A 24,705-nucleotide genomic window follows, 5' to 3' on the forward strand; every position below is an offset into this window, starting at 1 on the left:
AATGAATTACACCAACAATAAACGAATTTTGACCCACTCCGCTTTAGTGCTTGCCATGCTTGGTGCTTTGGCAGGCTGTGGAAGTGATAATGATGACACAACTGTTCCCTCAACAACCAAACCACCGCAGTTATCTCCTGCTGTGGGTGTAAAAATGACAGGAAGCTGTACGGACTTACTTGGATTTCAATACAACAATACGGTCATTAGCTCAGCTACCCTTCAAGAAGCAGGCACATTGACTGTCGCCAACAAACCGATTGGCGCTCATTGTTTGATTAAAGGTTATATGGACCAACGGGTAAGCCCTGTCGATGGACAAACCTATCAAATTGGTTTTGAAATGCGCTTACCAATAGACTGGAACGGCCGTTTTCTCTATCAAGGCAATGGTGGAACCGATGGTAATTTAGTCCCTGCAACAGGTCAGGTTGGCAGCGGCGGTCCACTGACCAATGCCCTACATGATGGTTTTGCTATTATTTCTTCCGATGCAGGACATAATGCTTCACAAAATCCAATGTTTGGTTTAGACCCTCAAGCCAGAATTAACTACGGCTACGGTGCAATTACCAAACTCACGCCTATGGCAAAAAACCTAATTAAAGCCGCCTATGGTAAATTGCCAGACCGCTCCTATGCAGGCGGTACATCGAACGGCGGGCGTCATGCCATGATTGCTGCAACCCGTTTAGGTGATCAATATGATGGAATTTTAGCAAGCACACCGGGTTTTCATTTACCTCGTGCGGCCGCAGCTCAACTCTATACAGCGCAGCAGCTTCGTCGTGTCGCAACAGATGAAAGTGACCTAAGTACCGCCCTGACCCTTTCGGAACGTAAAGTTTTAGCAAAAGCGATTTTAGATCGATGCGATGCACTAGACGGTGTTGCAGATGGCTTGGTTCAAGATGTTGAAGCTTGCCGTACAGCTTTTGATATTCACCAACATGTACCCGTTTGCTCAAGCACAAGAGATGACACATGTCTAAGCACCGAACAAATTGATGTGTTAGCCAACATTTACCGCGGCCCTGTAAACTCTGCTGGACAAGCACTTTATGCAACCCAGCCTTTCGACCCCGGTTTAGTCGGTAGTAACTGGGCAAGTTGGAAATTTGAATCTTCGGTGGGAACAGCGCGTGACCCCGTTGCAGTCGGCATTCTTTTTCAGGTTCCACCCGACCCAACTGTGACTCAAAACTCTAGACAATTTGCCTTTAATTTTAACTTCGATACCGACTATCCAAAACTCTCGGCAACCAATGATGTATACACCGAAAGTTCGATGTCATTCATGATGCCACCCGATGAACTCAATCTAGATAAACTCCGTAATCACGGTGGGAAAATGATTGTGGTACAAGGCACAGCAGACGGCGTTTTCTCTGTGGATGACACCCAAAATTGGTACGATCAGCTACTACAACATTATAAAAATGATGCAAAAGGTACAGCGCCTGAATTTGCACGTTTCTTTAGAGTTCCGGGCATGAACCATACCCGTGATGGCATTGCGACTGACCAATTTGATGCGCTGACTGCTTTAGTCAACTGGGTGGAATATGGGCAAGTCCCTGACAAAATCATTGCGACCGCACGCGGAGCTGGTAACCCAAGTGCTCAAGTGAATACTGAACTTCCGCAAGACTGGGCACCAGACCGTACACGCCCACTTTGTCCTTACCCACTCATTGCCCGTTACAATGGTCAAGGTGATAGCGAAAAAGCTGAAAACTTTAGCTGTAAATAACATCCAATAAGATAAAAAGAGAGCTGACCCAGGCTCTCTTTTTTTATTTTAATAAATATCACTATTGAATCATTATCAAATGATATTTCATCCAATGCCTGCATCACTGCTAAGATAACACCGAAAGCCAAAAACTCATTTCTCTATGCAAAATCAGACTGCTCCAAATCTCCCCTCTACACAACTTGGAAAAGCACTGCTTTGTCTTATGACATCGGCATTATTATTTTCCATTATGGGAGTGTGCATTCGTTTTGCTTCGCAAACGGTAGACAACGCGACCGTCGTGTTTTTTAGAAATGCAGTGGGTTTATTTATTTTTATTCCGATGCTGTTTAAACAGGGTTTAGACTTTATTAAAACCGATAAACTCTGGATGCACACTTGGCGAAGCCTAGTAGGTCTTGCTGCAATGTATGGTTTTTTCTATGCTATTGCGAACTTAAAACTATCAAATGCCATGGTTTTTAGTTATTCATCTCCTATCTTTATTCCACTGATTGCATGGCTTTTCTTAAAAGAAAAAATTACCAAATCGATGATTTTTGCCGCTGTGATTGGCCTCGTTGGGGTTTTATTTGTTGCTAAACCCGACCAAGGTTTATTTAACGCACTATCATTTATTGGCTTGGGTGCATGCTTTTTATCAGCAATGGCTTTTGTCACCGTAAGAGCTTTAACCAGTACAGAGCCGCCTGAACGTATCGTTTTTTACTTCTGTGTTTTTGGTAGTTTAATTTCCTCTATTCCGATGTTTTGGCATTGGCGTATTTTCACTTGGCACGAATTAAGCCTACTCATTGCCGCAGGACTTTTAGCTAATATTAGTCAACTATTTATGTCTTATGCTTATAGCTTAGCGCCAGCAGGACAAATTGGCCCCATGAATTACATTGCCATTATTTTTGCAGGAATATGGGGATTTGTTTTTTGGCATGAATTACCGGATCTGTTTAGCATTATCGGTATATTTATTATTTTATTTGCCATTTTGCTCTGTAATCCATTTTTGCAGAAAAAGTTACTCTCTCGATTTAAGTAGCAGCCAAACTTGATTTTAATTTTGGTACTGTATTCGATACTCATTTGGTGAAATGCCCGTCCAGTGACGATAGGCTTTTCGAAAGTTAGAAGTGTCTGAAAAGCCAATTCTTTCAGCAATTTCATCTACGGTTAAAGTTGTTTCTCGCAAATATTCATCCGCAAGACGGCGCCGAGTCTCATCTAATAACTCTTGATAAGTCAGACTAAAACTTGCCAAACGCCGATGTAAGGTACGCTTTGACATATGTAACCGTTCAGCCATTTCTTGAGCTGATGGAAAAAGCCCCGTTCCATCCAATAATATTAAACGAATCGTTTTCACCAACTCAGGCTCTTCAAGTTCAGCAGCACCTAGCATCCGCTCACAAAACGATTTACACATATCAGCGGTAATCGGGTTGGCATTTGGGCAAGGTACATCGAGCCACTTCAAATCAAAGTGCCATTGCATCACCCCAGCATTAAACTGAACAGGACAATGAAACACTTTTTCATATTCTTCTGCATAGTCAGGCGCTGGGTATGGCAATAAAAGCTTCTTCGCTTGAAATGGTCCTTCAAGCACACGTTCAATTAAGGTTTGCATGGAGCTAAACCAAAACTCGCACACTAAAGGTAGAAGCTTACCAAGCGCAATAATGTCCTGTCCTTCAAAAATGGCAACATCATCTCGAATATAAAAAGACTTCTTTAAAATAGGCCCTGCAAGTTTAATATGCCGAATACCAAGCTCTACCGCTTGTCTAAAATTACGCGAAGAATATAGCGCATAACCATACACCCCAAAATCAGACAATCGCTGCTTTTGTCCTGCGCGTAGTCCAATTAAAGGATCGTGAGATAGTTTTTGAATATTTTGAAATAGCTGAATTTTTTGGACTTGAGAAATATATAAAGAGGATTGATTCATCGTATCTGGCGAAATATTTGTGCCAGTCAGAACTTCTGATATTAAATGGCCTTGTGACCCCATTTCATCGAATAAACTGGTCAAACCTAGCAAATATGTATTCGAACCTAAGGAGGTATTATCATAATTTCCTTCAATAACACTATTTGCATTTTTATAAAGATTTTTAGGCATTTAACTCACACCATCCCTAGAGTGACGTGCATAATGGCACTAAACTACCTCTTGTTGTCTCAATTTAACATCGACCATACGACGCTTCAAGCATAAAGTATGATAAGCAAAAGTATGGAAGGAACAATAATGGAAAGCTCCACTTTAAAAGAATATAGCGGTTCTGCCACCGAACATATGGAACTTATTTTTTCCAAACAACGTGCCAATTTTGAGGCAGATCCCTACCCAAGTCTTGAGTCACGCCGCACAAAACTGCATCAACTCAAAAAACAAATTATTCGCTATCAAGATGCTTTAGCTGCTGCGATTAATTCTGATTTTAGTTCAAGATCACTCGATGAATCTAAACTACTAGATTTGCTTGGCTCTGTGTTGGAAGCCGATCATGCGATTCATCATTTACGCCGCTGGATGCGTCCAAGCAAACGCCGTACCGAGCTTTTATTTTTATCAAACCGTTTAAGTGTGCAATACCAACCTAAAGGCGTGGTTGGTGTAATTGTTCCTTGGAACTTCCCCGTTTATTTAGCACTTGGCCCACTCATTGCCGCTTTAGCTGCGGGCAACAGAGTCATGATTAAGCTGCCTGAAATTACCCCCAATACCAATGCAATGCTACGTCGCATGCTGGCAGAAGTCTTTAATGAAGATGAAGTAGCGGTTTTTGGTGAAGAAATTACAGACCCAGCAAGATTTACCTCTTTACCGTTTAACCATATTGTATTTACTGGCTCTCCTGCCATTGGCAAGGTAGTCATGCGAGCAGCGGCTGAAAATCTAACCCCTGTTACACTTGAGTTAGGCGGTAAATCACCGGCAATTGTGAGCCGTAATTACCCACTTGCCGATGCGGCAAAGCGCATTACCCATGGTAAAGCAACAAATAGTGGTCAAATCTGTGTAGCGCCTGACTACGCGTTGGTTCCCAAAGAAAGTATTGATGAATTTGTGGATGCTGCGAAATCAAGCTTTATAAAAATGTTTGGTCAAAACATTGAAAATAATGAGAATTACACATCGATTGTAAATGACCGCCATTTAAAACGTATTCAAGATATTTTGATCGATGCACAAGAAAAAGGTGCACGCGTTATTCCTTGTGACACTTATAGCTTCGACCAACAAGGCCGTAGAATGCCTGTACAGATTGTGCTGAATTGCACGCCAGACATGCGCATTATGAAAGAAGAACTCTTTGGCCCTATTTTACCTGTCGTGGCTTATGATTCTTTAGATGATGCAATTACCTATGTGAAATCGGACGAACGACCATTAGCTCTTTATTGCTTTACACATAGCTCTGTAGAACGTGATCGTATTTTACGTGAAACTCATTCGGGTGGCGTGACCATTAATGATTGGGGTTGGCATGTAGTCAACCATGATGCTCCTTTTGGTGGTATCGGCAACTCAGGCATGGGGTCATATCATGGTGAAGAAGGTTTCCGTGAACTTTCACATGCAAAAACTGTGTTTATACGTCATCGGTTTTTCCCAACTCAGCTTTTCCACCCTCCTTATGGAACATTCCTACAAAAACTAGCGATTCGCTTTTTCTTGAAAAAAGGCGATCCAAATATTAAATAAAGATTATGAAAAAAGCCTCGTCATGAGGCTTTTTTATCGGCTTTTAATTAATCAATCGGACATAATAGAAAAATTATGAAATTTACAGATCTTTAAATAAGTATCTTCAAATAATTTTTCCATTTTAGGATTTCCATCATGATAGTCATCCCAGAATGCTCCACTAAATTCTTTAGGTTCAATAGTAGTAGTTATAGTATCTTCCTGTTTATAAAGTGAAATTTTCCAACCTTCAGGTATACTAGGTTTAATTATTTCAAATTTAGAGATTTCTACAATAACAGGAGTACCATCAGAATCGCGGCGAACAGATACTTTTGTTTCATTTCGATATTCATTAAATTGCACCCCAAAACAGATGTATCTTTTCCCAATAGTAAAATCGTACAAATCACTATCATTACACTTAAGTATCATGAGTTTACTATTCCTTTTACCTTGTAATCTTTAGTTTTAAAATCAATTTAATTCATTTTAATATTTATGACTACTTTTAAAATCCTGAAAAAATTTCGGATCTTACCAAAATTTTCTGAGTAAATTTTCTACTAAAGAATGTAACCATAAACAAATTATCTTAATCAAAAATTATAAATTATTATTTTCAAAACAAAAAAGCTAGGCACTTACCTAGCTTTAATATAAAAGCAACTACACTCGACTTAAATATAATCAACCTTTTGAGCTTTCAAGATATCAAGTTGCAACATCTTTTTCTTTTTATATTTATAGGCAATAAATAAACCAATAAACCATACTGGTGAAAACTCTAAAGCAATCAGCGTATCATGATCTAAAGCTAAAATTACTATAGTGAAGACTAAAAACAACATCGTCATCCATGCCATAAATAAACCACCTGGCATTTTATATTTTGACTGGATATGTAATTCAGGACTTTTCTTACGATAATAAATATACGAAAGCACAATCAGCATGAATGTAAAAATACATAAAATTGAAGTAAGTGCTGAAATAATCGTAAATGCCGTCATAACATTTGGAACAATGAATAGAATTGATGTTCCAAGCGTTACACAAGCCATTGAAAATACGAGGCCTCTAATTGGAACCTTTCTTTTCGATAATTTACTAAAGCTTTTAGGTGCATCGTTGTCTAAAGCTAAACCATATAACATACGGCTGGTCGCAAAGATTCCACTGTTTGCCGAAGATAACGCAGAAGTCGCAACAACAAAGTTGATTAAACCTGCCGCAATTGGTAACCCAACTAAAGTAAACATTTCTACAAATGGGCTTTTTTCTGGTGAAACCTTAGCCCAAGATGTAACCGCAATAATACAAACCAATGCACCCACATAGAATAATAAAATACGTAAAGGAATAGAGTTAATTGCTTTTGGAAGCGAGGTATGCGGGTCTTTGGTTTCAGCAGCAGTTGTACCAACCAGCTCAATACCCACAAACGCAAATATGGCAATTTGGAAACCCGCTAAGAAACCTGTTACACCATAAGGAAACATAGACTGTGTTTCGAACAAATGGCTCATTGAGGCCTTAACCCCATTTGGAGAAGTAAATCCAGTACTAATTAAATAAATACCAGCCAAAATAAACAGAATAATTGCAGTAATTTTGATGAGTGAGAACCAAAACTCAAGTTCACCGAACAATCGAACGGCCACAAAGTTGAGTATGGTTAAGACGGCCAATGAAGTAAATGCAGGAATCCAAACGGGTAAATCGGGATACCAAAACTGCATGTACCCTCCGATCACAATCACGTCTGCAATCGCAGTAATAATCCAGTTACACCAGTAGGACCAACCAAGGAAAAACCCCGCCCATGGACCAAGATAAGCCGTTGCAAAATCGGCGAAGGTTTTAAAATTGGTGTTCGCAAGCAACAATTCACCCATTGCTCGCATCACGAAGAAAAAGAAGAAACCAATAATTAAATAGGTTAAAACAATTGAAGTACCCGAAACACTTAATGTTTTCCCGGAACCCATAAATAATCCAGTACCAATTGCACCACCAATTGCGATCATCTGAATATGACGATTGGTTAATGAGCGCTGCAATTTCTCTTCTTCTTGTTCAGTCATATGTTGACTACCAAGAAGATCTCCTTCCAGGAACTGCTTTCCGTTATTCTTACTCATGTAATATTTACTCCAATTTATAGCAACCGTCGTAAATGCTTTAATAATAAATAAATTATATGATTATTAATTTAGTCCATTAAATCATGTTAAAAATATTATTAAACCACTTAAAACCTTATAAATTCCTTTTTAAAAGCTATTACCTATAACAATAAAAAATTAATCATCAATCTTTTCCTTCATTATTATATTAGCCTGCTTTTCTCAATATAATTTCAATAAATATTTAAAATATATAGATTAATTAAATATTTTATTTACTTAATCTTTATATAGAAAAACAGGCTAATTAATCCCAGCTCAGCGAACAAGATTGTATTTATCCATATACCCATCTTGCGCTAGCGATAATATAGTATTCCTTCTTAAATTTGGTGAAATGTATAGTAATTTCCGCTTAATTAACAGCCATTCGAAAATGTTCAGTGGCTTTGAGTTTATTGACCACTTCTGGGCTCGAAACTTGTTTAACTTGAACGCTTAGCACCCGAACTAAAGAGCCATTTTCAACATTCAATTGTTTTACTTGTTCTCTTGTTAACTGCAATATGTTTTGATGAGGTTTGCTATACACAAGAATCGAGCGATAATTTTCATAGTCATCATTAGCCACAATGTAAGCTTCATCACCTACCGCAATATTTTCAGGTTGTTCAATTTGTACTGCTACAGACTGACTTTCTTTTATTGCCCGTAAATTTTCGATATCTGCTTGCAGCGTCGCACCACCATCAAAAATATCGACATAGCCTTTATAGCGTAGTCCCTCTTCAAGCAAGAGGTTGTAGGCTGGTCGAGTATTTGGATGAACAATGCCAATCGCGGCTTTCGCATCATCAGGTAACATATCGACATAGAGTGGATGTCTTGGCATTAGCTCAGCAATAAAAGCCTTTTGCCCGACTCCACTCAAATAATCGGCTTTGGTAAATTCAATATTAAAAAACTTATGCCCTACCGCATTCCAAAATGGTGATTGTCCATTTGCATCAGAGTATCCACGCATTTCAGCAACAATCGTTTCTTCAAAATATTGGCGAAATGCTGACAGAAACAAGAAGCGAACTTTAGATAAAAACTTGCCATTTTTATTTAAGCGATAGTCAGGATCTAAAAATAAAGTACAAAGCTCACTACAGTTAGTATGGTCATTACTCAAATACAAAGTAGGTAAAGCGTTATAAACACTTAAGGGTTCTGACGCATGAACTTGGGTTCCCACATGGAAGTTGTACCAAGGCTCTTTTAAACCAAGTGCGACTTCAATACCGCAAACACCAACGACTTTGTTGAGTTCAGTATCTTCTAAAACAAATAAATAGACCTGATCTGCTTTTGATAATTCGCCTGCAACTGTTTTACACGCCCGCTCAATACGAGCAGCAAGTTTTTCCATATTTGGTTGCAAAGATGTCAAACCAAAACCCGCTTTTTGCGCCAACAGGTAAAGGTCATTAACATCTTTAGGTTCGATGTAGCGAATAATCATCATGCTGCTTGTTCATCCTTTTGAATTTCCACAAAGCGAGCAAGCGCACGTTCAAAGCGTTTTAAGCCTTCATCAATATCAGCAAATGGAATAATTAAAGACGGCGTAAAACGTATAACGTTTGGACCAGCAATCAGACTCAGTAAACCTTCTTCACCAGCAAGATTATTAATATCTTTTGCTTTACCAGCAAATTTGTCTTTTAAGGCACAGCCAATCAATAGACCTTCACCACGAATCGTTTCAAAGATTTCATATTTTTCATTTAATTGATTTAAAGCGTTTTTATAGTAATCATGACGTTCTTTCACACCTTCAAGCACTTCAGGCGTATTAATAAATTCAAATACTGCACCTGCAACCGCACTTGCTAACGGGTTACCGCCATAAGTCGTACCATGTGTACCCACTGAAAAATGTGGAGCAAATTTATCAATTGTTAGCATTGCACCCACAGGGAAACCACCGCCTAATGCTTTTGCGGTCGTTAACACATCTGGAATAACGCCAGAGTTCATGTAGGCATACAGTGCGCCTGTACGGCCTACACCAGTTTGTACTTCATCAAAAATCAGTAAGGCACCAAACTCATCACACAGTGCACGTAAACCTTTTAAAAATTCGATGTTCGCAGGAATAACGCCGCCTTCACCTTGGATCGGTTCAACAATGACTGCACATGTTTGCTCATTAATCACCGCTTTTGCAGCTTCTAAATCATTAAAGGCAACGTGGTTAATACCGTTTGGAAGTGGTGCAAAGTCTTGTGAATATTTAGGTTGACCACCCGCTGAAACGGTAAATAAAGTACGACCATGGAAAGCATTATTAAATGCCACAATGCCACTTTTACCGGCAACACCGCTATCTAAACCAACTTTACGAGCCAGTTTTAAAGCAGCTTCGTTCGCTTCAGCACCTGAGTTACAGAAGAAAACCTTGTCTGCAAATGTATTTTCGGTGAGTTGTTTTGCAAGGCGTAGAACGGGTTCATTTGTATAACCGTTACCTACATGCCAAAGTTTTGTTGCTTGTTCTATTAAAGCATTCACTGCCACTGGATGCGCATGACCTAATGCGTTTACTGCAATCCCGCCTGCAAAATCAATATATTCTTTATTTTCTTGATCCCAAATACGTGAACCTTCGCCACGTACCGGAATGAAATTTGCCGGTGCAAAAACTGGAACCATCCACTCGTTAAAGTCACTACGTGAAACTGCAAAATTATTCATTTTATCTAGTCCATTAAATTAAAATTATGAGGGTTAGCTGATGACCCTATTATTCAAAATCAAATTGATTCACAAAATTTGTAATTCAGTCAAAAATGAATTATTTTTTACCAATCTGATAATTGACAATTACAATATGGATAACATTGATCAAATTATTTTAGGTTTACTTAAAGATAACGCACGGATGTCTGTTACCGAGTTAGCCGAAAAAGTTCACGTTTCAAGAGCAACTATTAAAAAGAGAATGGAGTATTTAGAGTCTTCAGGCATCATTACTGGATATACAGTACGGTTTAAACCCAATGCTGAACGCAACGTTATTCGTGCATGGATGAGTATTATGGTCGAAGGTACCAAAGCACAGTCTGTGATTAAAGAATTACGCCTAGAAAGTGCCGTTGAATGTTTGCATAAAACCAATGGTAAATGGGACATTTTGGTTGAGCTACGATCTGACACTTTAGAAAACTTCGACAAAGTTTTAGAAAGAATCAGGAACATTTCAGGTATTTATAACAGTGAAACCAGCATTCTGCTTGCGAGTCATAAGACCTAATCATTCACTTTAATTTCAATAAACAAGAACTCGAAATTGATGAGCTAAGCACAATGTTTGGGTCATCAAGCTGCTCTCGATTAGAAAAATTATTCTATTATTTTTCATCAAATCTACTGAATTAATACGACGATGAACCTGCTCTAAAAATCTTCACAAATTTTTAATTTTTTTTAAATAATCAAATCAAAAACTTAAAATCTAATCTGAAGTAAATTCCAACTTTTTTCACCCACTCCCCTCATCAAAGCATTTGACAGAAAATTTAAAACATAATACATATAGTATTATATGTTATATGTTAAAACCTAAGGACAAGGTATAAAAAATGGCTAAAACTCAACTACAACACTTTATTAACGGCGAATATGTTGCTAGCAAAGGAAATGATTATTTCGACTTGGTAAGCCCAGTGACTGGTGAAGTTTATGCACAATCACCGAATGCAACGGAGGCCGAAGTTGATGCAGCTTATGCTGCTGCAAAAGAAGCATTCAAAATTTGGGGACGCAGCACACCTTCAACTCGTCAAAAAGCATTATTGAATTTGGCAGATGCTATTGAAGCAAATGCGGAGCGTTTAATTGAGGCGCAAAGTCGTAATACAGGTCAGTTAAAACACTTAATTGCATCGGAAGAAGTGGGGGCATCGGCAGATCAGGTTCGTTTCTTTGCAGGCGCTGCCCGTTTACTCAATGGCACAGCTTCAGGTGAATATTTAGAAGGTTTAACCTCTTCTATTCGCCGCGAACCAGTCGGTGTGGTTGGTCAAGTTACACCTTGGAACTATCCACTCATGATGGCTGTTTGGAAAATTGCTCCTGCTTTGGCTGCGGGTAACACAGTGGTACTTAAACCAAGTGATACCACTCCTGAAAGTACCCTTTTACTTGCAGAAATTGCTGCACCTTTTTTCCCTAAGGGCGCATTTAACGTAGTGTTAGGCCAAGCGCAGGTCGGTTCAAAAGTTGTATCCCATAAAACACCAGCACTTGTTTCTATTACAGGTTCGGTTCGTGCTGGATTACAGGTTGCAGCTTCTGCCGCTGCAAATTTAGCAAAAGCTCACCTTGAGCTTGGTGGTAAAGCACCTGTCGTGGTTTTTGAAGATGCCGACATCGATAAAGCAGTTGAAATGATTGCTTTAACAGGCTATTTCAACGCAGGCCAAGACTGTACTGCGGCAACACGTGTGATTGTGTCTGAAGCTGTTCATGATGAGTTTTTAGGCAAACTCGTTGAAGCTGCAAAGAATACCCGTTTTGGTGAACCCGATGATCAAGATGCGCTTTATGGTCCACTCAACAATTCTAATCAATTAAAGAATGTCAAAGCCTTTATTGACAACTTACCTGCTCACGCCAAAGTTGAAACAGGTGGAAAACAGGCAGACCGTCCAGGCTTCTATTTTGAACCCACTGTTATTAGTGGTTTAAAACAACACGATGAAGCCATTCAAAATGAAATTTTTGGACCAGTCATCACCGTTCAAAAATTTACCGATGAAAATGATGCGATTGAAAAAGCCAACGATGTTGAATATGGCCTAGCTTCAAGTGTTTGGACTAAAGATCATGCTCGCGCCACTCGTCTTTCTCGTGAACTTGATTTCGGTACAGTTTGGATTAACACCCATATTCCTTTAACCGCAGAAATGCCACACGGCGGTTTCAAAAAATCAGGTTATGGCAAGGATTTATCTGGCTACGGTTTTGAAGAATATACTCGCGTTAAACATGTGATGAGTTCAAATGAATAATAACAATGAACTTTGAAAAGGAGATCAAAATGAATAAACAAGAAATGAAAGACTTGGTCAGCAAAGCCCATCACGAGCTCTTTAATTTGCACGACACCACTGCTCTGGATCGTTATTTTTCTGAAGACTTTATAGAGCACTCACCACTCGTTGCAAATGGCATTTCAGGCCTTCGCCAATTGGTAGAAGACTGTCCTGACATGCAACATGAAGCTGTGCGTGTATTGGCAGATGGTGACTTGGTTGCAATTCATGGCCGCTTTCAAGGATTAGATGAAAACCCTTTAGTTGGTTTTGATATTTACCGAGTGAAAGACGGGAAAATTGTGGAACATTGGGATGGACTGGTAGCAGAAGCAGCTCCGAATGTGAGTGGTAGAACCCAATTAGATGGTCCAACAGAAATCGTCACTCACCATGATCCAGAGAAAAATCGTGAGATTGTGACCTCGTTCTTTAAGAAATCATTAATTGATGGCAACTACGAAGCATTTAAAGAATACACTCACAACGATCAGTTCATTCAACATAGCCCAGATATTGGCGATGGTGTTAAAGCAGTCATTGATTTTTTGAACAATATCCGTAATGAAGGACAAGGTTTGGTATACTCCAAAACTCATCGCTCCATTGCTGATGGTCAATTTGTATTGACACATTCCGAAGGAAATATTGCTGGAAATCGACATGCCTATTTTGAATTGTGGCGTTTAGATAACGGCAAAATTGTTGAACTTTGGGATGCAATACCAGCTGTGCCTGAAGATGAACAGGCAGTCCATCAATATGGCGTGTTTTAATCATTTATCCGTTTCATTAAGCTAAGTCACTGACTTAGCTTTTAGAGAATTCGCCATGTCAGCATATACGATAATTTTTGCACCTATCGCTCAGGCAACTCGATCGGAACAAGTTGTAGAACGCTTGGAAAATGCAATTATCTCTGGATTGCTTAAAAGCAATGAACAACTTCCTAACGAGGCGGATCTAGCTCGCTTAATGGGAGTGTCACCCATTACCGTTCGTGAAGCTTTAAATACTTTACGCGTAAAGGGTCTGATTGATACACGACGCGGGCGAAACGGCGGAAGCTTTGTTTGTGAGTTACCTTCCGATTTACTCTTAAACAAGCATCCTCTACGTCAAGCTTCAAATGAATATCTAGCTGATTTAGGCGAGTTTCATAGTGCAATTTTAAGCCATGGTGCATATTTGGCAGCACAAAGAACCACTGAATATGAACTGAACAAAATCAAAGAGCTGATTGAACAATTTGAACAGGCCATTGAAGCAGACACGCGTGCCCAACTTGATTTACGTTGTTTGCTGACCCTCACCTCTTTTGCTCAATCAGCTCGTCTAGCAAATCAAGAGTTAACTATACAAGCCGAATGGGCGCCGCTCATTGCTGTGCTTTACCAAGATGATCAATTTCATCAACTGGTCGTCGCTCAATACCACCAACTTTTATCATCTTTTGTTCAAGCCAATGAAGATGATGCTGTTATTCAAGCACGAAAAATTATTTCGATGCTAACGGATCAAATGCTTCGATATAAGTTATCTATCGAATAAAAACAATAAAACAGAGCGCTTATCAAATATCGAGTGAGAAATACGGAATTTTAGGAGTTATAGGAATGACCCAACATTTAGATATAGAAGAGCTTCAAAATTTGTTAAAGACGGTGGTTGAAGAAACGACAACCATTACAGAAAATCTGGCAACCAAAGCGAGCAAAATTCTCTCAAAACATGAACCTGAAAAAACAAAAGACATTAAGCTTTCAGGTTCAGAGCGTTCAGCTTTGCAAAAAGAAATTAAAAAGGCCTTACAGGAAAGCCATTACAGTCAAGGTATCGGCTTTGCAAGTTATAGCCCTGCAACCCAAGAAGAACAAGATTATTGGACACTCGAATGGTGGTATAAAAAAGAAGATCAGTTACAACAAGCGAAACTTGAAAACTATCAAAATGCTCAGCGCTTTTTAGATTTTCGCTCTTTTGAATGGTTCCATAAACCTGCTCAAAATAAAAGTCCGTGCATCCATGGGCCATACGTCGACTATATCTGCAATGGTGCATATACCATCACCCTTGCCCATCCAGTCATGATTCGTGATCAATTTATCGGTGTAATTGCCACCGACATTTTAGTTTCAGCACTCGAAAAACTACTGATGCCGAAACTTAAAAATATTAAACAAAAAGCAATCGTGATCAACGATTCCTCTCGTGTGATTACTTCAAATGACATCACTATCAGAACAGGCACATTATTTAAAGGCCAAAGCCCACAGCAGGTTCTGTCACGACCGTGTCAATCTTTTCAACTGGTCGTGATCTAGAGCGAAGTCAAAGATATAAATATTTGACCTTGCTTTAGGGCATCACCAAGGCGAAATAGCCCCTAGCTTTTGTACAAACTTTCTTCAAACAGACTTGTTTATTCAGGTCTAGGGGAAGTTTTGGCTCAAAAATAGCATCGCTTTTCCGGATGAAAAGCAAAACAACGAAATTTGAGGTTGAAATGACATGGAAAATAAAACGTCTTCCTTAAAAAAACTGTCTCTTTGGCAAGTCACAATTATTGGTATTGCCTACATGACTCCCATGACGGTGTTTGATACTTTCGGTATTGTCTCAGGCATTACCAATGGACACGTACCACTCGCATATTTACTCGCACTTGGTGCTATGCTACTCACCGCTTGGAGCTATGCAAGATTCAGCAAAAATTCAGAAAAATCAGGCTCGGCATATAGCTATACCGCTGAAAGTTTAGGTCCTAAAAGCGGTTTCTTTGTCGGTTGGTGTTCCCTACTCGACTATCTATTATTACCCCTCATTAATGTTTTGCTGGCTGCAATTTATCTCACAGCCCTTATTCCAAGTCTGCCTTATTGGTTTTGGGTGTTGGTATCGGCAGGCCTAGTCACTTTAGTGAATTGTTTCCGCATTCGGTTACTCGCTAATTTAAGTCTCGTGTTTGTATTTGCACCCATCATACTTATGGTCATTTTTGTTTATTTAGTGATTCAGGGTATTGGCTCGACTCAAGGTTATGAGCATGTGCTTACGTTAGCTCCACTCTGGCATGAGCACCAATCTATACTACCGCTCGTTGCAGGTGCCTCAGTTTTGTGCTTTTCATTTTTGGGCTTTGATGCGGTTACCACACTCTCAAATGAAACCAAACAACCCACCAAAAATATTCCTCGAGCAGTCATGTTAACAACACTAGTTGGTGGGTTCATTTTCTTTACAGCCGCTTGGTTTATTCAGCTTTATTTTCCAAATAATATGCGCTTCCAGCACCCTACTGAAGCACTTCCTGAAATTGTACTTTACGTGGGTGGTGCATTCTTCCAATCCGTATTCTTATGCGGGCAAATTATGAACACTGTCGCCTCTGGCCTTGCCTCACATGCCAGCGCTTCGCGTTTACTGTATATAATGGGCACTGATAATATTTTTCCTAAAAAGTATTTTGGGACAATTCACATCTCCTTAGGTACACCATTTTTTTCGGTTTTATTTGTTGGTCTTATTTCAATGTCTGCGGTTTTTCTAGATTTAGCACAAGTCGTAAGCCTCATTAGCTTTGGTGCGCTAGTCGCTTTTACAGCCGTAAATTTCTCAGTTTTTATGAAGTTTTATATTAAAGATAAACAGCGCTCAGGGTTTAAAAATAAATTTCTAAACCTCTTTTTACCGCTTTTATCCGTCATCAGCATTATTTGCCTATGGCTTAACCTTGATTCATCTTCACTCACTTTCGGATGTTTCTGGTTATCGTTAGGCATTCTTTTATTTACCTATAAAACGATTAAAAAACAAAGTATTGCGATTAGTAATGCTTATTAATTTTTAAGGAACTTCGTCATGAAAATTATTTCTAAACCTCAACTTTTAAAAGACGTGCAATATAAACCAAGTAAATCTCTACAAGTGGGCAAAGAGTGGAGCTGGTTAAATCCAAAACATGCAAATTTTGACACAACAAATGTAGAAGGTGTAACGATAGATAATCCAGCCAACTACTATGAAAGCTCACTTTCTGATTGGCATACATTTGACAGTTTACAAGCTGATATTGAATGTGACGTGGTGGTTATTGGCGGTGGTTTATTAGGTTCATCAAGTGCATTACATTTAGCTGAACAAGGCGTAGATACGGTCTTATTAGAAAAAAATCGGATTGGTAGTGCAGCTTCTGGCAGAAATGGTGGACAACTTACCCCCGGTTTAGCTCGCTGGGAAGCCCAAGAAATGGCCGATCGCTTAAGCTATGAAGATGCCAAAAAGCTCTGGCATTTTACTTCTACAGAAGCCATGCAACTTATTGATGATATCTCAGAAAAATACCAGCTCAACTTTGACCGAAAATACGGCCATATTACCGCCGCCGTTCATGAAGGACATTTAGTCGGCTTAACCCAAGGCGCCGATGCTCGAAAATATTTAGGTGAAGACCATACGCGCATTGTAGGTAAACACGAACTCATGGACTATATTAAGTCTGATTATTACACAGGTGGTTTAATTGATGAGTTAGGTGGACAGATTCATCCTTTAGCTTTAAACCGTGGCTTAATTTATGGCTTTTGCCAAAATGGCGGTACTGTTTATGAACAAACAGAAGTTATTTCAATAGAAGAAAAAGCAGATGGTATTTATGTTCAAACAGCAAATGCTGTCGTAAAAGCTAAAAAGTCTGTGGTGTTAGCGGTACACCATGCCTCGTTTAAACTTTTATCAGAGCAAAGCAATACTACTATTCCGTTTTACACCTATGTTGCGACGACTGCCCCACTAGAACTTGATACAAAAGAGCTTCTGCCATTTGGGCATCCTGTTTATGACACTCAGTTCCAGATTGATTACTACCGTCCCGTGTTTAACAACCGCTTATTGTTTGGTGGACAAGGTACAGGAACATGTTGGGGACCTGAGAAAACGTTAAATTACCTAGAGCATCGAATTCATACCGTTTTCCCTCAAATTAAAAATCTAGAGATGGATTTTGTCTGGAGTGGAACAACTGATTTAACCGTAAATGGTGCAGTCGATAGCCGTAAGTTTGGCAATAAATTCCCGATTTATGCTGTTCACGGCTGGAGTGGTCACGGCGTTGCACAGACGGTACGCATTGGTAAAGCGATTGCAAATGACTTTGTTGGGCAATCTAACGACTTTGAAATGTTATCTAAAATTGACCATCAAAATATTATGTTTGGTCGTACCCTTGCTCCCGTTGTCATCCCGCTCGCAAAAAGTATGTATGGCATCGGCGCAATGATTAACCCCGGCAAAATGGTGTCTTTCTAATTTATAGAAACGTCATTTTTCTAAAAAAGGATTCGTATAGCTTTGTACGGATCCTTTTTTATTTAACTGAGTAAAATCCTTTTCAAATTAGGTGATCCCTAGCCAATCTATTACAATAGCATCAGCTTTTTTATTCAGCGCATATATTTTGAGCAACTCATCTTCCCAATTAAAACGCGGACTTAAAAATCGCCACATCCAGCTAATCGCTATGGGTGGTGCTGTCGGGACAGGTTTATTTTTAGGCTCTGCACAAGTCATCCAGTCTGCTGGTCCTTCTATTATTTTAGGTTATGCCATTGTCGGTTTGGTCGCATTTTTAATCATGCGCCAAATGGGTGAAATGATCGTAGAAGAACCTGTGGTCGGTTCCTTTAGTTACTTTGCACAAAAATATTGGGGAAGATTCCCCGGTTTTTTATCGGGCTGGAACTATTGGGTGGTCTATATTTTGGTCGCAATGACCGAGCTGACAGCAGTTGCTAAATATGTGCATTACTGGTGGCCTCATATTCCTGCTTGGATATCAGCCTTATTTTTCTTTGTTTTGGTCACGTGTTTGAACTTAGGCAATGTTAAATTTTATGGTGAATCTGAGTTTTGGTTAGCCATTATTAAAGTCGCGGCGGTCATTGCAATGATCGTGTTTGGCTTATATTTATTGGTCACCGCAGGTAGTGACTCTATCGCTAGCTTCTCAAACTTATGGCAGCATGGCGGATTTTTCCCGCAGGGGTTCTCGGGCCTATTTTATATGCTCGCCTTCTTAATGTTTGCTTTTGGCGGTATTGAACTGATCGGGATGACTGCTGCTGAAGCCGAAAATCCTGAAAAAAGCATTCCACAAGCCATTAACCAAGTCATCTTTCGAATCTTAGTTTTCTATGTAGCTTCGCTTGCTATCATCATGTCGCTCATTCCTTGGAATCAGCTTGACCTTGGTGGTTTAGATAAAAGCCCATTTGTAATGATTTTTAGCCAGCTCGGGATTGGTTGGGCAGCACATTTACTTAACTTTATTATTTTGACCGCTGCACTGTCAGTCTATAACAGCGGTATGTACGCAAATAGTCGCATGTTGTATGGCCTAGCAGTACAAGGCCACGCATCCAAAATTTTTACAAAAGTGAGCAAACAAGGGGTTCCAACACCTGCTGTTATTTTCTCTTCTATTCTAATTTTTGGTTGTGTATTACTGAACTATTTTATCCCAGAAGAAGCTTTAAGCTATCTCATGTACATGGCTGTGGCTGCACTGGTTTTAAACTGGGCAATTATTAGCTTTACCCATTTGAAGTTTAAACGTGCCATGAAACTTGAAGGTAAAGTTGTTAAATTCCCTGCGCTATTTTCACCGTTAAGCAACTATATCGTTTTGATTTTTATAGGCATGATTCTATACATCATGTGGACTCAAAGCTTTGAAAAATCGGTAATTTTAATTCCAATCTGGATTACATTCATGTTTGGATTATATAAATTTTTGAGTTGGAAAAAATCACTCTAATCTTCAAAAAAGGCTTATTCAAACAGAATAAGCCTTTTATCATTAAATAGCTTGTCCTCTTCAATAACTTCAAAAAATCTACTCAAAAAACCATTCACATTTTATTCATCATTATTGAATTGTTCTTTACTAGACACATTGATATGTAAGCCTTAGTCATTCTAAACATTGGTATTTAATGAGATAATTATTAAAGTACAAGTGTTTACATGATCTATAAATATTTGTGTCAATGTTCAGCTAAAATCAAAGCAGACCAGTTATCGTTACGATCACTCAATAGGAAAAAGACACTTCATCGAAAGACAGGTTCTTTACCCACTTTACTGATTTAGCGCCGTCAACTGTGTCACTCAATGATGAAAGACAGGAAATTTTATGGAAAAAGCTCTGCAATGTCCTAAGTGTGGTTCTACAGAAATTGAAGCACGTGACCATGACAAATTACTTAGAACAACTGGCGGTGTTTTACTGACAGCTGCTGGTACAACAGCAGGCACAGTAGGTGGTGCTGCAACTGGAGCTTCTGTTGGTGCAGCGATTGGTACGATTGCTGGCCCTTTAGGTGTGATTGTTGGCGGAACTGTAGGAACTTTTGTCGGTGCAATTAGCGCAGGTATTACTGGCGGTGTGGTTGGCAATATTTTTGGTAAAAAAGCAGGCGTGATGATCGATAAAAATATTTTTCAAGATTATCGCTGTCTAAAGTGTAAATACCGCTTTAAGCAAAAGAAGTAATGTTTATTTAAATTAAGCTCAGGTTTAATTTACTTTCAAAGTAAGGAAAGTAAGCAATTATTAGTATCTTTCCTTACCTATGTTTTCCTCGAATTTATCCTAAAGTAATAAAAAAATAATCTAACAACTTCTCTCTTTCATCTGGCTTGTTTGGATCTAAAAGCTGAACCATTGCTCCATCAATCACAAACAAAAACATGTGAGCATCTTGTTTTGAAGCATTTGTGTTGGTGGTTAAAAGCAAATTATAGATTTCATTAATAAACCAGTTTCGATATTCAATGACCACCTGATATGCCTTGGGATGCGTTTTTGAAATTTCAAAAATAGCTTTAAAAGGCAAATGATAAAGTCCATCTAAATCGGCATGTAAAAAGTAAAGCTTACGCAGTTTTTCAACTAGGGTTAATTCTTTTTGATCATGAATGATTGAAAGCACTTCTTGTTTTAGACCATCTTTTTGAAAGGTTAAACTCATTTGAATTAACCTTTCTTTTGAGTGAAAGTAATTATAAAAAGTCGCTTTTGGGATTTTCGCCGACTCAACAATTCGGTCGACCCCGACATTGTGAAAGCCATAGTTGTTAAACAGATATCGGGAAGTATGAAGCACACTTAAAGCACGAGATGGGAGATCTGAATGTGGCATAGTTTTACCGTTATAAAATAAATTCTTGTTGTATATAAATGAGATAAAAATACCTTAACTCTTTTTAAGCAAATATAAGGCATAGCAAAGCCCATAAAGACTGTGCTTGGCACATCTCAAGTTTTATTGTTGATTAAGTTTTAAGTGATAAAGAGTTAAAGTCCGAAAAGCCTAGTGACTTTCAAACTGCTTTAAAAGTTTAAGTTGTATCGTTATAGCTTTTGGCAAAGGCTGCCAAGAAATGATAAATGTGCAAAGCCAACTCCTTTTTATTGGGAGTTCTGCCAAAACATTAAAATTATGGTGGCAGAACGAAAGGGGGTTCGCAGACTGGTCATAGATCCAGCACACCCGAGGGTGTCCCCCTCCCGTTCCACCGTAGAGGGGGCGCGAGGGTGTACACACTAAAAGTATAAAACCTTTAATGCTTCTATGAGACGGTCTGCGACAACCGACTGGCAATGTGGCCAGCAGGCAAAGGATAGTGCTCTACCCTATTGCAGTCAAGCACACAAAACGACATTTGCTTTAAAATAGACCATTAAAAAGTAAGGATAAATAATTAAAATTTATTGTTAATTTGGGATTTATAACGAAATTGAAATTTATATAGAGATATTAGTTTCGACAGGTAAGATTAGAATATAAATATGGTAAGTGATGAAATGAATGATGTAGAAAATTTTTCAGTTAGAAATCGCAATAATTCACCAATATGCCTTTAAACCTATTATTTATACTTCTCTCGATCTGCTTTCTGCTCCGAACAATTCAATAAGAATATAATGGTAAAAATAGTTGTTTGCTTTTCATTCTATTTCTTTCCATTTATAAAAAATATATAATATTCTCAATAGCTTTCTAATTATCTATTACTTTCAATCAAGATCATTTAGTTTCAATAAAGAGAATAAAATGCAAGAACAAGCTTTACCCTCATCTCCTCAAGATTTGAATGAGGATCAAAATATTACGTCACCACCAATTTCTCAAGCAGGAATTTATCATTTTAAGTTTCATGGTAAAGCCTCAGAATATTTTGGAATCTGGATCGTTAATATTCTTTTAACTATTATTACTTTAAGCTTATATGCACCGTGGGCTAAAGTTCGTCGCTTACGCTATTTCTATGGCAATACAGAATTTTTTGAACGTCGCTTTGATTTTACAGGCATTCCAACCAAGATTTTGATTGGACGTTTAATTGCATTAGGAATTTACGCAGTATTTGCAATTTCATCACAGTATTCAATAATTGCGACTGTGGTTGGGCTAGTTGCATTATATACAGCAATACCTTGGCTAATTCGCGCTACTTTGCGTTTTACTGCAAGAAATAGTAAGTTCGGCAACGCACGTTTTTATTTTGGTGGAACCATAAAAGAATCTTATAAAGTCTTTCTTTTGAGTATATTGGTATATATTTTCACATTAGGAATTTTTACACCTGTAGCTATTTGGCTATATAAAAAATATTATCTAAACAACTTATATGCTGGACAATTAAATTTTAAATTAAACGCAAAATGGTCTGCATATATGGCTGCAGTTTATATACCAGTTTTTATTGCAATTGGTATAATTGCTATTTTTTCAATCATTTACTTTGCCATGGCAGGAACAATTGCTGGCTTCTCACCGAACGTTGTAGTCTTCGGAATAGTTATGGTCTATGCATTTATTGGATTATTTATTTATCCATTAATTGCTGCACGTATTTTTATTACGACATGGAACAATACTACAGTTGGAAACAGTCAATTTAAAACAGACTGTAATCAATGGCGTTTTGCATGGATTGTAGCTTCAAACTGGATTGTAAAAATCTTAACCATAGGTTTAATGTCTGCTTGGGCTGCAGTTCGTATTCACAAATATCAGATTGAATCGATGAGTTTAATTTTATTAGATGATCCAGATCAAATGATGAATCTCGCTCAGCAAGAACAAAGTGCTTTAGCTGAAGAAATCAGTGATATTTTTGATATCGACATCTCTTTATAATAATCTGAGTTTAATAATTTATGTCCCAAGCAGTAGATATCATTTTCTATGATGGCATAGTGTCTAAACCTCACCGTGCTCAGATTTCAGCTCAATCTAAATCTGAAGTTCTGATTCGGTATGGTGAGCAATTAGAACAACAACGTCATTATCAATATACTGATATGAAATTGATTGGTGCGCTGGGACAGTTACACCCAGTGATTGAATTATCTGATGATGCACGGATTGAATTTCATAGTGCATTACCAGAATGGTTTAATTACACAACTAAAAAGGTTCAACATTCGATCTGGAAACTTGAACGCTCTCCGAGTCTTATTCTTTTTAGTGTAATTTTTGTGATTACTTTCGCGATCAGTCTAGTGAAATGGGGTGTTCCAGCCACATCCCATTATCTTGCTTTTCAATTACCTGAAAATACTTTAAAGAAACTAGGTGATGAAGCCGAGAATTATGTATTAAATAATTGGACTGCACCCAGCCAATTAGCACAAACTCAAAAAGACCAAATTACTAAACAATATTTGAATACTGTTGCTGAAAACAGACCAGCCAAATTAGTCTTCCGTAAAGGCGATCAATTAGGGGCAAATGCTGTAGCATTACCTAATAATACGATCATCATCACAGATGAACTAATCAAAATGGCACATACTAATCAGGAAGTCTTAGGCGTATTAGCCCATGAACAAGGCCATTTGGTTTATCGCCATAGTTTGCAACAAGGGTTAACTAGTTTAGGCCTAAGTATATTATACATTGCAATGACAGGAGATAATTCAGACTTATTTACCTCATTACCTGCCGCTATGATTGGTGCAAATTATTCACGTAAATTTGAGTCAGAAGCCGATCTATATGCTTTACAGCTGATGGATAGGAAGCATATAGAAGTCTCGCACTTCGCAAATTTCTTACAACGTTTAAGCGATACAACAGAAGAAGGTATCGATAAAAAAAATCAGTCCAACCCACCAGCTTCTCAAGAAGAATCTTCAGCGAATAAACTATCTACAGCTGTTCTTGATACTTTATCTTCTCATCCTGCAACTGAAGAGCGTATTCGAATGGTTCATGATTTTAAGAAAAAACAACATGCTAAAGATTAAATAGTAGAAAGTGAGGATTCATTCTCAAGACACGATGAAGTATAAAGTTAAGCTGAAATCTCAATCTGCTTAACTCAATCCAAATTTCCATATGAGTTGCTAAGTACTCAAACCTTTTTAAAGGCACTCAAAATAATTTATAGGCTCACAGAGTCTATCTAGAAAATTTATGGTCTTTAGGAAGTGGAGCATCACATGGTTGATCCGTCTTTACATTGACCATTTTCACAGGCCCATCGTTGTAGATTGTTACCTTACAGCCTTTCACGACATATTCCTGTTGAATGCCACCGTACATTTCATCCTCAGAAACAGCAGATGCAACGTCACACGCGTCGTCAGCACGGCACATATCCTCTTGCCCACCTACAACTTCTGCTCCAGCAGCTTCCATTACATCTACTACAGCACTCTCCTGTACTTCAGCATCTACAGTCTGTATTTTTGCTGCATATGTGTTTGAAAGATTCATCATAAGAAAAATTGCAAGAAAGAACTTATTACTAGGTTTTATTAAATTCATGAATTATCCATATCTCTTAATTTAAATTTGGTATATATCAGGCGATTTTACTATGCAAGATAGTTACGCCAAAAAGTAGTCTGATAATGAAATCAAGAAAATAAGCCATTCTTAACATTTATAAATAGCCTATTTAGAGTTGAGTTAGCATGCAATTTTAGCGTCACTACTCCCAATCTCCGATTTTCTAGCTAAACCG

21 protein-coding genes are annotated in these 24,705 nt (G+C 38.4%); 14 read left to right on the forward strand and 7 right to left on the reverse strand.

What is annotated here, in order from left to right:
• Position 1 precedes the first annotated feature (1 nt).
• Positions 2-1,753: a tannase/feruloyl esterase family alpha/beta hydrolase gene (locus tag K6I41_RS13395; RefSeq protein WP_250374547.1), complete on the forward strand. Its 1,752-nt coding sequence runs from the start codon at positions 2-4 to the stop codon at positions 1,751-1,753.
• A 145-nt stretch (positions 1,754-1,898) separates the two neighbouring features.
• Positions 1,899-2,795: a DMT family transporter gene (locus K6I41_RS13400; protein WP_250374548.1), complete on the forward strand. Its 897-nt coding sequence runs from the start codon at positions 1,899-1,901 to the stop codon at positions 2,793-2,795.
• Between the two features lie 15 nt (positions 2,796-2,810).
• Here K6I41_RS13400 and K6I41_RS13405 read toward each other — a convergent pair whose 3' ends face one another.
• A complete protein-coding gene (locus K6I41_RS13405) occupies positions 2,811-3,881 on the reverse strand; it encodes an AraC family transcriptional regulator (protein WP_250374549.1) in 1,071 nt (356 codons plus the stop codon).
• A 129-nt stretch (positions 3,882-4,010) separates the two neighbouring features.
• On the opposite strand from K6I41_RS13405, the gene K6I41_RS13410 reads away from it, so the two are divergent.
• Positions 4,011-5,471: a coniferyl aldehyde dehydrogenase gene (locus tag K6I41_RS13410; protein ID WP_250374550.1), complete on the forward strand. Its 1,461-nt coding sequence runs from the start codon at positions 4,011-4,013 to the stop codon at positions 5,469-5,471.
• A gap of 51 nt (positions 5,472-5,522) precedes the next feature.
• Here the strand turns inward: K6I41_RS13410 and K6I41_RS13415 are convergent, their stop codons facing one another.
• From K6I41_RS13415 to K6I41_RS13430, 4 genes are all read right to left on the reverse strand, one after another.
• Positions 5,523-5,888, reverse strand: coding sequence for a hypothetical protein (locus tag K6I41_RS13415; protein WP_250374551.1), 366 nt, complete (start codon positions 5,886-5,888; stop codon positions 5,523-5,525).
• A gap of 245 nt (positions 5,889-6,133) precedes the next feature.
• Positions 6,134-7,597 carry an amino acid permease gene (locus K6I41_RS13420; RefSeq protein WP_004793843.1) on the reverse strand — a complete coding sequence of 488 codons (1,464 nt, stop codon included), beginning with the start codon at positions 7,595-7,597 and terminating at the stop codon, positions 6,134-6,136.
• Positions 7,598-7,997: 400 nt separating this feature from the next.
• Positions 7,998-9,092, reverse strand: a complete 1,095-nt coding sequence (astA, locus tag K6I41_RS13425) for an arginine N-succinyltransferase (protein ID WP_250374552.1) — start codon at positions 9,090-9,092, stop codon at positions 7,998-8,000.
• Positions 9,089-10,324 (reverse strand): aspartate aminotransferase family protein, encoded by a 1,236-nt coding sequence (locus K6I41_RS13430; RefSeq protein ID WP_250374553.1) that lies wholly within the window; start codon positions 10,322-10,324, stop codon positions 9,089-9,091. The genes astA and K6I41_RS13430 overlap by 4 nt, the downstream gene beginning before the upstream one ends.
• Before the next feature lie 136 nt (positions 10,325-10,460).
• On the opposite strand from K6I41_RS13430, the gene K6I41_RS13435 reads away from it, so the two are divergent.
• The 9 genes from K6I41_RS13435 to K6I41_RS13475 all read left to right on the forward strand — a co-directional run bounded on the left by K6I41_RS13435 (position 10,461) and on the right by K6I41_RS13475 (position 20,218).
• A complete protein-coding gene (locus K6I41_RS13435) occupies positions 10,461-10,883 on the forward strand; it encodes an Lrp/AsnC family transcriptional regulator (protein WP_002001056.1) in 423 nt (140 codons plus the stop codon).
• Between the two features lie 328 nt (positions 10,884-11,211).
• Positions 11,212-12,642 (forward strand): gamma-aminobutyraldehyde dehydrogenase, encoded by a 1,431-nt coding sequence (locus K6I41_RS13440; RefSeq protein WP_250374554.1) that lies wholly within the window; start codon positions 11,212-11,214, stop codon positions 12,640-12,642.
• Between the two features lie 29 nt (positions 12,643-12,671).
• The gene (locus K6I41_RS13445; RefSeq protein ID WP_250374555.1) at positions 12,672-13,442 is read left to right on the forward strand and encodes a nuclear transport factor 2 family protein; all 771 of its coding nucleotides are present in this window, start codon (positions 12,672-12,674) and stop codon (positions 13,440-13,442) included.
• 55 nt (positions 13,443-13,497) lie between these two features.
• Positions 13,498-14,217: a FadR/GntR family transcriptional regulator gene (locus K6I41_RS13450; RefSeq protein WP_151822727.1), complete on the forward strand. Its 720-nt coding sequence runs from the start codon at positions 13,498-13,500 to the stop codon at positions 14,215-14,217.
• Between the two features lie 65 nt (positions 14,218-14,282).
• Positions 14,283-14,990 (forward strand): cache domain-containing protein, encoded by a 708-nt coding sequence (locus K6I41_RS13455; RefSeq protein WP_250374556.1) that lies wholly within the window; start codon positions 14,283-14,285, stop codon positions 14,988-14,990.
• A 187-nt stretch (positions 14,991-15,177) separates the two neighbouring features.
• Positions 15,178-16,509, forward strand: coding sequence for an APC family permease (locus K6I41_RS13460; RefSeq protein WP_250374557.1), 1,332 nt, complete (start codon positions 15,178-15,180; stop codon positions 16,507-16,509).
• Positions 16,510-16,527: 18 nt separating this feature from the next.
• Positions 16,528-17,973, forward strand: coding sequence for an NAD(P)/FAD-dependent oxidoreductase (locus K6I41_RS13465; RefSeq protein ID WP_250374558.1), 1,446 nt, complete (start codon positions 16,528-16,530; stop codon positions 17,971-17,973).
• Between the two features lie 148 nt (positions 17,974-18,121).
• Entirely contained in the window at positions 18,122-19,480 is a 1,359-nt protein-coding gene (locus K6I41_RS13470; RefSeq protein ID WP_250374559.1) for an amino acid permease, read from the forward strand.
• Between the two features lie 378 nt (positions 19,481-19,858).
• Complete coding sequence (locus tag K6I41_RS13475) at positions 19,859-20,218, forward strand: C1 domain-containing protein (protein ID WP_005303542.1); 360 nt, start codon at positions 19,859-19,861, stop codon at positions 20,216-20,218.
• A gap of 94 nt (positions 20,219-20,312) precedes the next feature.
• On the opposite strand, the gene K6I41_RS13480 is transcribed toward K6I41_RS13475, so the two are convergent.
• Entirely contained in the window at positions 20,313-20,867 is a 555-nt protein-coding gene (locus K6I41_RS13480; RefSeq protein WP_199942488.1) for a TetR/AcrR family transcriptional regulator, read from the reverse strand.
• 915 nt (positions 20,868-21,782) lie between these two features.
• Between K6I41_RS13480 and K6I41_RS13485 the strand changes: the two genes are divergently transcribed.
• Positions 21,783-22,871, forward strand: a complete 1,089-nt coding sequence (locus tag K6I41_RS13485) for a YjgN family protein (RefSeq protein WP_250374560.1) — start codon at positions 21,783-21,785, stop codon at positions 22,869-22,871.
• A gap of 20 nt (positions 22,872-22,891) precedes the next feature.
• Positions 22,892-23,983: a M48 family metallopeptidase gene (locus tag K6I41_RS13490; RefSeq protein ID WP_250374561.1), complete on the forward strand. Its 1,092-nt coding sequence runs from the start codon at positions 22,892-22,894 to the stop codon at positions 23,981-23,983.
• A 154-nt stretch (positions 23,984-24,137) separates the two neighbouring features.
• Here the strand turns inward: K6I41_RS13490 and K6I41_RS13495 are convergent, their stop codons facing one another.
• A complete protein-coding gene (locus K6I41_RS13495) occupies positions 24,138-24,458 on the reverse strand; it encodes a hypothetical protein (RefSeq protein ID WP_151768599.1) in 321 nt (106 codons plus the stop codon).
• Between the last annotated feature and the right edge of the window lie 247 nt (positions 24,459-24,705).

The sequence above is a fragment of the Acinetobacter sp. AS23 genome, assembly GCF_023612055.1.
Classification (GTDB): domain Bacteria; phylum Pseudomonadota; class Gammaproteobacteria; order Pseudomonadales; family Moraxellaceae; genus Acinetobacter; species Acinetobacter oleivorans.